11 protein-coding genes are annotated in these 12441 nt (G+C 60.1%); 10 read left to right on the top strand and 1 reads right to left on the bottom strand.

Annotated elements, in window-relative coordinates:
- Positions 1–501: 501 nt before the first annotated feature.
- The 7 genes from AC1TQG_RS14145 to AC1TQG_RS14115 all read left to right on the top strand — a co-directional run bounded on the left by AC1TQG_RS14145 (position 502) and on the right by AC1TQG_RS14115 (position 6815).
- Positions 502–1488, top strand: a complete 987-nt coding sequence (locus AC1TQG_RS14145) for a thiamine pyrophosphate-dependent dehydrogenase E1 component subunit alpha (protein ID WP_482137854.1) — start codon at positions 502–504, stop codon at positions 1486–1488.
- Entirely contained in the window at positions 1488–2483 is a 996-nt protein-coding gene (locus AC1TQG_RS14140) for an alpha-ketoacid dehydrogenase subunit beta (RefSeq protein WP_482137852.1), read from the top strand. The genes AC1TQG_RS14145 and AC1TQG_RS14140 overlap by 1 nt, the downstream gene beginning before the upstream one ends.
- Before the next feature lie 28 nt (positions 2484–2511).
- Positions 2512–2742, top strand: coding sequence for a biotin/lipoyl-containing protein (locus AC1TQG_RS14135; protein ID WP_482137851.1), 231 nt, complete (start codon positions 2512–2514; stop codon positions 2740–2742).
- A 165-nt stretch (positions 2743–2907) separates the two neighbouring features.
- A complete protein-coding gene (locus tag AC1TQG_RS14130) occupies positions 2908–4194 on the top strand; it encodes an aromatic ring-hydroxylating oxygenase subunit alpha (RefSeq protein ID WP_482137849.1) in 1287 nt (428 codons plus the stop codon).
- Positions 4195–4219: 25 nt separating this feature from the next.
- A complete protein-coding gene (locus AC1TQG_RS14125; RefSeq protein WP_482137848.1) occupies positions 4220–4570 on the top strand; it encodes a 2Fe-2S iron-sulfur cluster-binding protein in 351 nt (116 codons plus the stop codon).
- Positions 4551–6158 carry an FAD-binding protein gene (locus AC1TQG_RS14120; RefSeq protein ID WP_482137846.1) on the top strand — a complete coding sequence of 536 codons (1608 nt, stop codon included), beginning with the start codon at positions 4551–4553 and terminating at the stop codon, positions 6156–6158. Before AC1TQG_RS14125 ends, AC1TQG_RS14120 begins: the two co-directional genes overlap by 20 nt.
- A gap of 39 nt (positions 6159–6197) precedes the next feature.
- Positions 6198–6815, top strand: a complete 618-nt coding sequence (locus AC1TQG_RS14115) for a TetR/AcrR family transcriptional regulator (RefSeq protein ID WP_482137844.1) — start codon at positions 6198–6200, stop codon at positions 6813–6815.
- A gap of 67 nt (positions 6816–6882) precedes the next feature.
- On the opposite strand, the gene AC1TQG_RS14110 is transcribed toward AC1TQG_RS14115, so the two are convergent.
- Entirely contained in the window at positions 6883–7875 is a 993-nt protein-coding gene (locus tag AC1TQG_RS14110; protein ID WP_482137842.1) for an NAD-dependent epimerase/dehydratase family protein, read from the bottom strand.
- Between the two features lie 185 nt (positions 7876–8060).
- Between AC1TQG_RS14110 and AC1TQG_RS14105 the strand changes: the two genes are divergently transcribed.
- The 3 genes from AC1TQG_RS14105 to AC1TQG_RS14095 all read left to right on the top strand — a co-directional run bounded on the left by AC1TQG_RS14105 (position 8061) and on the right by AC1TQG_RS14095 (position 12292).
- Positions 8061–9608, top strand: a complete 1548-nt coding sequence (locus AC1TQG_RS14105; RefSeq protein WP_482138746.1) for an AMP-binding protein — start codon at positions 8061–8063, stop codon at positions 9606–9608.
- A gap of 67 nt (positions 9609–9675) precedes the next feature.
- Positions 9676–11061: an ABC transporter substrate-binding protein gene (locus AC1TQG_RS14100; RefSeq protein ID WP_482137840.1), complete on the top strand. Its 1386-nt coding sequence runs from the start codon at positions 9676–9678 to the stop codon at positions 11059–11061.
- Positions 11062–11515: 454 nt separating this feature from the next.
- Entirely contained in the window at positions 11516–12292 is a 777-nt protein-coding gene (locus AC1TQG_RS14095) for an SDR family NAD(P)-dependent oxidoreductase (RefSeq protein WP_482137838.1), read from the top strand.
- The last annotated feature ends 149 nt before the right edge of the window (positions 12293–12441 follow it).

Raw genomic sequence — 12441 nt, 5'->3', positions numbered from 1 at the left:
AAGCTCAGAGCCGCCTGCAAACAGCTCATCCGGCTCAAGGGTCGACGTGATCAATGGCAATTCGGCGACAGTCACCGTCATCCCACACAAAGTGAATGATGTTCATATATACGAACAATTCGACGCTTGGGGATAGCCCAACACAGGGTTACATGAAACGGGCTTCCAGTCCACGACGAGTTCCTTACATGCTCGCCGACGCCACCTTCTGCAAGTCCGAATCGGTGCCCAGGCCGCCAGTCGAACATCATTGCGCCGGTTTCGTCCCCATAGATCCACCGGATAATTGCAGACTCGACGAGACCGTTCGCCTCACTGAAACGACCGCCGACCGACGGCGACCATCTCCCCAAGTCTGGCATGAGCGAGGAGCTGGCGGTCGTCTCCTGGGACAGGGATACACCCTTGACGGAACAGTGATTCACGTCATACCTTGTTCCTTAATCAATCGTTTGATTAATTAAGTCGGTGACGACGCGTCCAGAGGAGATCGGCCACCCCATGACAGATACTGAAACAGTTGTCGACCAGCAGACCCTGGTCGACCTGTACCGGACCGCTGTACGCATCCTCGCGTTCGACGAGACCTACCGGGCTTCCATGATGAGCGGGAAGTTCGGCGGAATGTACTACTCGCCGCGTGGACAAGAGTTCGCTGCCGCGTCAGTGGCGGCGCACCTTGCTCCGACCGACTACGTCGTGACGACGTACCGTGGCCTGCACGATCAGATTGCCAAAGGCATACCGCTGCGGGATCTTTGGGCAGAGTATCTCGGGCGCGCTGCGGGTACGTGCCGCGGCAAGGGCGGGCCCATGCATGTCACCTCCCCCAAGCATGGCCTGATGGTGACCACCGGGGTGGTTGGCTCGGGCCTGCCGATCGCCAACGGGCTGGCGTTGGCGGCGCAACTCAAGGGCACCGGTCAGGTGACGGTGGTCAACTTCGGCGACGGAGCGAGCAATATCGGCGCCTTCCATGAGGCACTCAACCTGGCGTCGCTGTGGAAACTTCCAGTGGTGTTCGTCTGCCAGAACAACAAGTGGGCCGAGTACACATCGCTTGAGGGTGGAACCACCGTCGTCAACATCGCCGATCGCGCAGTCGCCTATTCGATTCCGGGTGTCACGGTCGACGGCAACGATCCGGTGGCGCTGTACACCGCGGCCGGCGAAGCGATCGACCGTGCGCGACGAGGTGACGGACCCACCCTGCTCGAAGCCGTCACCTTCCGTCTGTGTGGACACTTCTTCGGTGACCAGAGCGAGTACATCCCGGCCGCTGAGCTCGCCGCTGCCGGTGCTGACGATCCGATCCCGATCTATCGGCAGCGTCTGATCGACGAATTCAGTGTTGCCGCAGCAGTTCTCGATGACATCGAGCAGCAGGCGACGGCCGAGGTCGAGGACGCCGCGGAATGGGCCTTTGATCAACCGCTACCCGACCCGTCGGAACTGACCACCGACGTCTATGCGCAGGAGACCAACTGATGAGCACCGCAACCGCAACTCGAACCATGATGATGCTCGAATCGATTCGCGACGCCCTGGATGTGGCACTCGACTTGGACCCGATGGTCTTTGAGTTGGGCGAGGACATCCAGGACCCCAAGGGGGGCGGTTTCGGTATTCACAAGGGCCTCGAGACCAAGTACGGTCCCGAACGGATCCGACGGACACCGATCAGTGAGCAGGCGATCATGGGCGCTGCTGTGGGTGCTGCGATTGCGGGTATGCGACCGGTCGCCGAGATCATGCTGATGAACTTCATCACGGTCGCCTCGGACCAATTGATCAACCATGCTGCAAAGCTGCGCTACATGTCCGGTGGTATCACGCCGGTGCCGTTGACTGTGCGGACAACCACCGGTGCGGGAGCAGGCTTCGGTGCCCAGCACTCCGACATGCTCGAGAACCAGCTCATCCACACGCCTGGCCTGAAAGTTGTGGTGCCGTCGACGGCCGCCGACGCAAAAGGGCTGTTGCTCTCCTGCATCTTTGATGATGATCCGTGCGTCATGATCGAGATGAGCAGCCTGTACTTCTCGGTGCGGGACGAGGTGCCCGAAGGTGACTACCGGGTGCCGCTGGGCAAGGCTCGGGTGGCGCGTGCCGGTACCGACCTGTCGGTGATCACCTACGGGAAGCAGGTCGCGGACTGTCTGGCGCTCGCAGATCAGCTTGCGGCAGAGGGTATCTCCTTGGAGATCATCGACTTGCGATCGCTCCAGCCCCTTGACACCGAGACGATCTTCACGTCGGTGGCCAAGACCAAGCGGGCCGTTGTTGTGCATGAGGCGGTCACGCGGGGTGGATTCGGCGCCGAACTGAGCGCGCAGATCCATAGTGAACTGTTTGGTGAACTCGCCGGGCCCGTCGGTCGGGTCGGTGGCGCGAATACTCCAGTGCCCTATGCCTCCTCGCTGGAGCAGAACTTCTTGCCGACTCCACGCATCGAAGCCGCTGTCCGGGCCCTGCTCGGATAACACCAGACTCAAAGAAGGAATTTACCAAGTGTCACATGAAGTTCGGATACCCAAACTCGGCGTTTCGGTGGAAGAGGGCCAGATCACTGAATGGCTGTGCAGCGACGGCGATGAGGTCGAGACGGGTCAGCCCATCTATGTACTGGGGACAGACAAGACCGAGGCCGAGGTCGAAAGTCCAGCGGCCGGACGCATCACCATCATCGGTGAGCCTGATATCGACTATCCGGTCGGAACTGTCGTCGCAACAATCGGTTGAATCCGATCGATCAATGAAAGGCATCCCGTGACAACTGATCTGACCTCTGGCCCGGAAGCTCAATCTTCCGGGTCGCCGACCGTGAAACCCTCTGCAAAGCCATACGTCTCGCGACATGACGTAGATACTTCGCAGGTTCCGTTCGGTGTTCGCGACGGAGTGCACGTGCCCGTCGAGCGGTACTACGACGAGGAGTTCGCAAAACTCGAATACAACAAGATGTGGCTGCACACGTGGCAGTTCGCATGCCGGGAGGAGGAAATCCCCGAACCCGGTGACTATATCGAGTACACAATCGTCGACCGGACTGTTGTTGTTGTACGCCAGGCCGATCGCAGCATCAAGGTGCTCAACAACGTCTGCCCGCACCGCGCCACCCAACTCGTCCAGCCTTCCACCGTCGGCACCTTCGGTGGCAATCAGATTGTCTGCCCGTTCCATGGCTGGCGGTTCAACATCGACGGCTCGCAGTCGTATATCTACTGTCGTCAAGGATTTGTGGAGGAGTCGATCGATCCGGCCGTGATCAAGTTGGGTGAGGTCCGCTCAGAGCGTAGATACGGCTTCATCTGGATCAACTTCGACGACGATGCGCCGAGTCTCGACGATTTCTTCGGTACGTACGACACTCATCTTTCACCGATGGCGATGGATCGAATGCGCCTGCGGTGGTGGAAGTACACGATCGTGCCGGGGAACTGGAAGGTCGCAGCGGAGGCCTTCTTGGAGGCGTACCACGTGATGCAGGCGCATCCCGAGCTCACGCTCGGTGTGACGGGCGACGACTACGACGTCGACCGCATTCCCTACTTCCATCACGGCATGGGCCACGTCGATACCACCGCACCGTTCGATCCGGAGGATCCCGGTGGTTATGAGATGGGACAGCCGCCAGTAGTTGGTATGGAACAGGGACGCTACTTTGTCGATCAGAACCAGGTGCTCTTCGACGGGACCGATGGATTTGCCACGGCGCGCGACCAGTTCATAGCCGATCGGGTCCGCGACCTTCCCGATGATCAGGTGCTCTGGAAGTTCTTCGAGGAGCTGTACAAATATGCTGACGAGGCCGAGATCCCTCTCCCCTCACTGGATCCCAACTCCTCGACCTTCGGTTTCATTTTTCCGAACATGGCATTTCTGGGAATGACGGGCAACCTGTTGTTCTATCGGTTCCGTCCCAATGGCACGGACCCCAATTCATCGATGTTCGAAGCGTTCGCGATGCAGATCCCGCGCAACGCGGACAAGGACATTGCTCCACCCGAGCGAGAGGGTCCGCTCGAGCCAGGCGACTGGCCTTTCGTTCTCCGCCAAGACATGGCCAACGTCTATCAGCAACAACGGGGCTACCGATCAGGTGCGATCAAGCACACAACGCTCTCGCCGCGGTATGAGCCGATGATCTTTTCGCTCCATACGCAAATCGATCGTCACATTGCCGGCAACTGATCCATCGGGAGTCGACAGCTTCACCATGCGGGTCGAGCCTGCCGGCATAGACATTGAGGTGCGCCGGGGAGAGACCCTGATCCAAGCCGCCTGGCGCGCCGGGTATTACTGGCCCTCAGTGTGTTACGGGATGGGAACCTGTACGGCGTGCCGGTGCGAGGTCACCGAGGGCATGCACCTGCTCTCCGAACGTACCGAAGTCGAGATCGAACTCGTTGCCGACCTCGGCCGCAGATTGCGCCGTACGAACCCGCGGCGCGTTCGGATGGCCTGCCAGGCAATGCCATGCGGCGACATCGTTGTCCGAAAATCTGGGGTGAAGCCAGAGCCGCCAAACCGTGTTGAGGAGAGAGCGCATGCCGACAGTAGCGACTGAGTTCGATGTCATCGTTGTAGGCTTCGGAGCTGCCGGCGCCTGCGCAGCCATCGCCGCGGCCGAAGAGGGTGCCCGAGTTCTTGTTGTGGACCGCGCAATGGGTGGCGGTGCTTCGGCCGTCTCCGGTGGTGTTGTGTATGCCGGTGGCGGCACGCCCTATCAAAAAGCAGCCGGCTACGACGATGACGCCGACAACATGTTCGACTACCTGCGGCAGGAGGTCCAAGGGGCGGTCAGTGACGACACCTTGCGGCGGTTCTGCGGTGACAGCGTGAATCAGCTGGCCTGGCTGGAATCCCACGGAGCGCAGTTCGAAGGTTCGTTGTGCCCGTACAAGACGACCTACCCGACAGACAGGCACTACCTGTACTTCTCAGGCAACGAGAAGGCATATCCCTATCGACTGGACGCCAGACCCGCGCCGCGTGGGCATCGCCAGGTGGCAACGGGCACCAAGTCAGGGCGCGACCTCTGGCGCGCGCTCCGCGATTCGGCACTGCGGCTCGGGGTGACGTTCCTGCCCCGCACCCGGGTTGATGATCTGGTGATCATTGACGGGGAGGTACGCGGCATACGTTGTCGCACTTGGATTGGCGACGATCGGTCCGCGCAGATAGTTCATCAGCGAGTGACCGCCATCGGTGCAAAACTGACCAACTGGGCTCCCCCGGTGGGACTTCCGATCACCGGTCTCGCCGAGAAGCTCTGGAAGAAGCGCGCGGTGCCTCGGACCTTCTCTGCGGACCGGGTGATACTCGCTGCCGGCGGATTTGTCTTCAACCCGGATATGTTGCGACGGCATGCACCCGCGTATCAACACATCCGCCCGCTCGGTACCAACGCCGACGACGGGTCCGGAATCAGCTTGGGCGTCGGTGCCGGTGGGGTCACAGATCGTCTCGATCGTGTCACTGCGTGGCGGTATTTCACGCCACCGTCGGCGTTGATCGAGGGGATCACGGTAGGTACCAGTGGCGAACGCATCGCCAATGAAGACCTCTATGGCGCGACGCACTCGGAAGTCTTGATTCACAAGTTCGGGGGCACAGGCTTCCTGGTGTTCGACGCCGCCACCTGGAAACGGGCCAAGTCGCAGTTCTTGTCCCAGACCGAATCGATCCTGCGTCTGCAGGTTGCCGCCATGTTGGTGTTCGATAGGCGAAAGGCCGCCACACTGCGCGATTTGGCAGACAAGGTGGGCATCTCCCCCGACGGACTCACAGCGTCGGTGGATGCCTACAACGCGGCGATCGCGTCCCGAAGTGAAGATCCAGGGCACAAGGCGTCCGAGTTATGCGCACCGATTGCCCGCGGGCCCTTCTATGCCATCGATATCTCGGTGCGCGCTTCCTTGACGTCACCTGTACCCGGACTGACTCTTGGTGGCCTGAAGGTAGACGGGGAGAGTGGGCAGGTCATGAAGGAAAACGGCACGAGGATTCAGGGTCTGTATGCGGCGGGCCGAAGCGCAACAGGTGTCTGCTCGAACAGCTATGTCAGCGGTCTGGCCTTGGCTGATTGTGTGTTCTCAGGGAAGCGGGCAGGCACCCACGCCGGACGGATGTCGCGGGCGCGTGGGGTCGCATGACAAACTCGAAGTGAACCCATCACCTAGTCAGGGGGCACTGTGTCAGCCACGCCACCGTTACTCGGTAGACCGATCGGCGCCAACGGTGAGGACACCCGGCGTCGGATTCTGGATGCGACCATGCAGTGTGTGGCAGAAGTGGGATACGCGAAGGCCACGATCCGGGAGATCGCCCGCAAAGCTCAGATGACCAGCGGCAGCCTGTACCACTATTTTCCCAACAAGACGGAACTGATCAACGCCACGTTCGACGAGGTCGCGCAGATGTCGATCCCACGGGTGGCTGACGCCGCGGAACATCATGTGGGCTACCACGACAGGTTGATGGCCGTGCTCGATGAGTGCGATCAGATGATGCGAGAGTATCCGCTCATCGCCGCGTTCGACCGCGCGATCCGAGTCGGTACCGCCCGTGATCTGGCGGAAAATCGCGACACACTCTTCTCAACGTTGAGCGGTGTCGTGGGTGGCATCATCGAGCAGGCCCAGCGTGAGGGTGCGCTCCGAGACGGAGTGAGTATCGAGAGTGCCTCCAATGCAATTTTCATTGTGCTCCGAGGTCTGACGGACTACGCCGCCACCTCGGAGCCGGAGGACTACCATGCGACCGTTGGTGCCTTGAAGTTGCTTCTCGGCGGCACGCTCTTCGACAACTAGCGAGTGCGAAAGGCAAGTCGGCCCGGGGTGTGGTCAGCTGCCGCCCCGTTGAGCTGCACCGACTATCTCACCCGATGTCGTGTGCGCGGTAGAACTCGACCGCTTCACGGACCGAATCTTCGAAAGAAGTTGTCTTCCAGCCGAGTTCTCGTTCGGCCTTGCTGTGATCGAGCTCGGACATGTAGTTCCACATCCGGAATGCACGACTGACAAAAACGGGATCTCGACCGATCGCGCCGGCGAACAGTTGATTGACGGCAGCCGCGCCAAGCATGAGCTTGGTCGGTAATGCGAGCCACGGTGCTCGCCGTCCGCCGGCGATCGTTGCGAGCGTGTGCAACTCTTTGGACGTCATGTATGTGTCGGAAATGATGTACCGCTCACCATTACGGCCGTGAGTCATGGCCAACACCATCGCTTCTGCGGCATCGTCGATGCCCACGACCTCATGTCGCAAGCCGGCAAAATAGAAGGGCGCCTTGCCTGCCGAGATCCTGGCCATGAGTCCGCCGTGCGGAGTTGGTTGCCAGTCGCGTGGGCCGTACGGGGTAGAAATGCACAGTGCCACTGCGGGTAAGCCCTTGTTCTTCGCGTACTCCAACACCAGATTCTCTGCGTCCACCCGGCTTTGCGTATAGGGGCCACCGGCCTCGTACCAGTTGCAGGGATCATCCTCGTTGACCGCAGTACCGTCGGACCGAACCGCAAGTGTTGCAATCGTACTCATGAACACGAACTTCTCCAGATCAGCCTCGATCGCAACGTCGAGCACATTGCGCAGGCCCTCGACATTGGTTTTGAAGAGCGGCGTCGGATCCCGCAGCCAGGCCCGCGCATCGACAACGCAGTAGAAGACAACATCGCAACCATTCATCGCATCGCGCAGCGCGTCGGCGTCCCACACATCACCGAAGCACTTCTCGACCTCGAGGTCCTCAATACCCTTCACAGAGCTGGTCTCACGTAGCATCACTCGCACGTCCTCACCACGAGCGACGAGCTTCCGGGTCACATTGGATCCCACAAAACCGCTCGCGCCGATCACCAATTTCTTTGCCATGTAACACCTTTGCATTTGTGTCGGCTTCTCGATGGGCACGGATGATCGCCTCAGGACCGAGCGCCTCCGGACCGGAAAATAATTAATTGATCACTTGATTGATTCATATCATGCGTGTCACACTGCCTCTGTGTCAAGGACAGTGCCAGGTGATTCTGGCCCCGATCGATAGCGAGCACGCACGTATGCGCAACCTTCCTACGGAATTGTCGGATCTCTACGTACAGCAGGGCTGGTGGACCGAGACGACCATCGGTGACACGCTGGCACAAGGCCTTTCGGGTGCGCCCAACGCCCCCTTTCGCGTCTATTCGGATTTTCGTCCCTTCAGCGGAACATTCGCCGATGTCGAGCACATCGCTCGCCGATTGGCGCAAGGGCTCCGGAAGAGAGGTGTAGGCCCCGGCGACGTTGTCGCGTTCAAACTTCCGAACTGGATGGAGGCTGCGGCAACCTTCTGGGCAGCATCGTTCTTGGGTGCGGTCTCGATTCCGGTTGTGCATTTCTATGGGCCGAAGGAAACCCGGCATATCATTGCGACGGCAAAGCCAAAGGTGTTCATCACCTTCGACGAGTTCGGGCCCTTACGGTTTCAGGCGGACCTGTACGTCGATGTCCCGATTGTCGGAGTGGTGGGCCGCGATTTCGACGACCTGCTCGACAGTGAGCCGCTGACCGAGAACCTCCCCGTTGCGGCGTCGGCGCCGGCCGTGATCGCCTTCACCTCGGGGACAACCAGTGATGCCAAGGGTGTCGTTCATACACATCAAACGCTCGGGTATGAAACCCGGCAGCTTGGGGACAGCTATCCGGTTGAGTTGGGGCAACAGCTCACCGCCTCACCGGTTGGTCATTTCATCGGGATGCTCAATGCGTTTTTGATCCCGGTTGTTCAGCAGACCGCCATCTACATCACCGACGCATGGAACCCGCAGCGCACCTTGGAGCTGATGCTCAGAGACAACCTGACTTTCGGTGGTGGCACGCCCTATTTCGTGATCAGCCTGCTCGATCATCCCGATTTCGTCCCGGAGCATCTCGAGTACATGAGGTATGCCGGGATGGGAGGCTCGACGGTGCCCGCGACAGTTGCCCAGCGACTCCACGATCAGGGTGTCATCACGTTCCGCTACTACGGCAGCACCGAGCATCCGTCGATCACCGGCTCGCATTACACGGACCCGGTGGACAAACGGCTCTTCACGGATGGGAAGGCGATGCCAGGTGTCGAACTCCGACTGTCGGACGACGGGGAGATCTTGAGTCGCGGACCAGATCTGTGCCTGGGCTACCTTGACGACGAGTTGACTGCGAAGTCATTCGATGAGGAGGGCTGGTACCACACCGGCGACATTGGCATCATCGACGCCGACGGCTACCTGAGCGTCACCGACCGCAAGGGCGACATCATCATTCGCGGCGGCGAGAACATCAGCGCGATCGAGGTGGAAGAGGTTCTGCTGAGGATTCCAGGGATCGCAGAAGCCGCCGCCGTATCAGCTCCTGACCCCCGACTGGGTGAACACACTGCCGCGGTGGTGCGACTCAAGCCAGGAAGCGCCCTGCCTACGATTGCTGAGCTTCGAGAGCACTTCGGCCATGCCGGCTTGGCGAAGCAGAAGTGGCCCGAAGAGATCCATCAGGTCGAGGACTTCCCACGAACCGCCACCGGCAAGGTTCAAAAGGCGCTGGTTCGAAAAATGGTTGCGTCCACTCACGCGGTTGACCACTGATGTCCGGACTCGCTCAGTCGAACTCCGTTGCCGTACAGCCAATCATCGCACTAGTGAAGGAAAAGACATGTTGAGATCGCATCGCTTGGTGGTCGCGCTGGTGGCGACCGCGGTTCTGGTGGCTGGGTGTGCTGACCGCGGCGGTGACACCGACGAAGGAAGCGGTGGAAGTACGGCCACAGCCGATGGTGCGACGAGCAACTTTGGCGACCTGTCGGATGTCTGCCAATCGGGCGACGCGAAAGGAGCTCCCACACAGGGCGTTACCGACACAGAGATCAAAGTCGGAGTGATGTCCGATGTGGGATTCAACAAGGTGTCGGAGTTCGACGACGCCGCCAAGGTCTTCACGTCGTGGTGCAATGACCTCGGCGGGATCAACGGTCGCAAACTGGTTGCCAATATCCACGACGCTGCCTTTATGAATGTTCGCCAGCAGATGACCATCGCGTGCCGTGAAGATTTTGCGTTGGTCGGCGGAAGTAGCGGACTGGATGCACTGGGTGTGAAAGAACGTCTGAGCTGTGTTCTACCGAGCTTTCCTGCCCAGGTGATCCAACCCCGGTCGGTGGGCGCGGACCTCGAGGTCAGCGCGTCGCCGAGCCGGGTTGCCGGTTACGATCCCTTCTTCGGTATCGGATACTGGCTGGTCAACGAGGCCTATCCGGATTCTGCTGATGCAGTGGGGATCATCGGTGCCGACACACCCTCGGTGAGGACCGCCGGGGCTCAATCGCAGGAGGCGTTGGAAGCGGCTGGGGCCACCGTTGTCTATAACGATGTCTACCCGGCGATGGGGATCTCGGATTGGACGCCCTACGCGCAGACCCTCAAGAGCAAAGGCGTCAAGGGACTCTACTTCTACGGTGAGCCCGCCCAGTGGGCAAAGTTGCAAACAATTCTCGTGGACATGGACTACAAGCTCGACTGGGTCAACCCCGGTAACAATGCCTACAACGAACCGTTTGTCGAAGCGCTCGGTACCTCGGCGGACGTGATACCGAACTACGTAGACCTCGGAGGCGTTGCGCCGCTGGAGAGTTCAGAGACGGTACCGGCGGTCAAAGAGCTGAACGCCCTGTACAAGAAGTACGCTCCGGACGCGGTGATCACTTTGCCTGCCATGCGCGCCATGTCTGCATGGCTGATGTTTGCCAAGTCCGCCGCAAGCTGCGGTGACGATCTGACACGTACCTGTCTCTACAACGCCGCAATCAAGGAGACGGCGTGGACCGGCGGCGGCCTGACTGCCCCAGTCAACCTGACGCCCGGCGCCCCGCCGTCCCCATGCTTCAACGTCGAGGAAGCCACCACAAACGGATGGAAGGCTGCGGACTTCAATCCGGACGAGGGCCTATTCCGGTGCGATATCCCGGCCTTCAAATACACAACCGATTTCGGTAGCCCCATGACTCTTGCTGACGTCGGCAAGTCCATGAGCGACCTCAAATAGCAGTTCGGCGGTGGTGGCAGTGGCGCCACCACCGCCGGTGCTGCTCCAGGTGGAGACGGATCGGAGTCTGCTTCCGTCTTGCTATCCGCACCACCGAATCGGAAGATCCCGACCAGTGTTCGCCAGTGTCGCGACGTGCCCGAAACCGCTGCGCCCGTGCATAGTTGTTGGCGGTGTCTCTTGAAAAGGGGCTTCACTCAATCGGTCCGGAACCACACCGAGTGTTCCAGCCGAGCGCCAGAACACCACGGATATTCCGCGGGTTGACGATGAACACCACGTTGCCGAGAACTTGATCACCTGATCTGACCCGAATGCACTCGCAGAGTACAAGCGAGACAGCGGCTTTCGGGACTCTGCGCGAACCACAGACGGAAACGATGCCAGCATCCACGCGCGTGGTGGAAGCGCGTTCATTCTCAGTGCGTAAACAGAAGAAGATCAGGAGACCCACATGGGCAAGTTGAACGGGAAAGTCGCGATCCTCACCGGCTGTGCAAGTGGCCTCGGCCGACAAGAGGCTATTCGCTTCGCGGACGAGGGTGCAAAGATCGCTATTTGTGACATCCAGGAAGACAAACTCGAGGAAACGCGAAAGCTCTGTGCCGAGAGAGGCGCTGAGGTGTTGGCATTTCCGTGCGACGTGCGATCGGTCGACAGCCTTTCGGCATTCGTCAATGCGACCGTGGAGCGCTTCGGAACTATCGACATCCTCGTGAACAACGTGCACTCCACGACGCTCAAACCGTTCCTCGAGCAGGACATCGCCGACCTCCAGCGCGAGGTCGAGATTTCGTTCTACTCCGGCTGGCACATGATGAAGCTCTGTTTTCAATACCTGAAAGACAAGCCGGGGGCGGGTGCCTCGATCATCAACTTTGGTTCACGTTGGGGAATGGAAAGCCCCGCGCTGGCGTCGACCTACTCCCCTGTCAAGGAAGCCGTCCGCGCGCTGACACGTGTGGTAGCGCGAGAATGGGGTGTCCACAACATTCGCGTCAATGCAGTGTGCCCTGGTGGATTCACCGACAATGCCAAGAACGATCTACACACGTTTCCCGCTGACGTGCAGGAATACGCCACAGCAGCCTTCAAGGACAACGTCTTCCACCGACTCGGCGATCCCTACGATGACGTAGCGCCGATCGTGGTCTTCCTGGCTTCCGACGACAGCCACTGGATGTCGGGGCAAACGGTGAACGCTGACGGCGGTGGTTGGATCACCGCCTGACAGAGATCGGACGTGCGCAGTCCTGCACCGAACACCCCGTTTGCGGGACTGCGCTTTCCACTCGGCCGCTGCGGCGTGCGTTTGAGCAGCCAAAAGCGCTCACGACCGTGAATCCCGTACAGCTGACGTGTGTGGTCCCAGCACATGAG

Source organism: Williamsia sp. Y844, assembly GCF_056786475.1.
The sequence above is the reverse complement of the archived record's forward strand: the minus strand, read 5'-3'. Positions and strand labels throughout refer to the sequence as shown.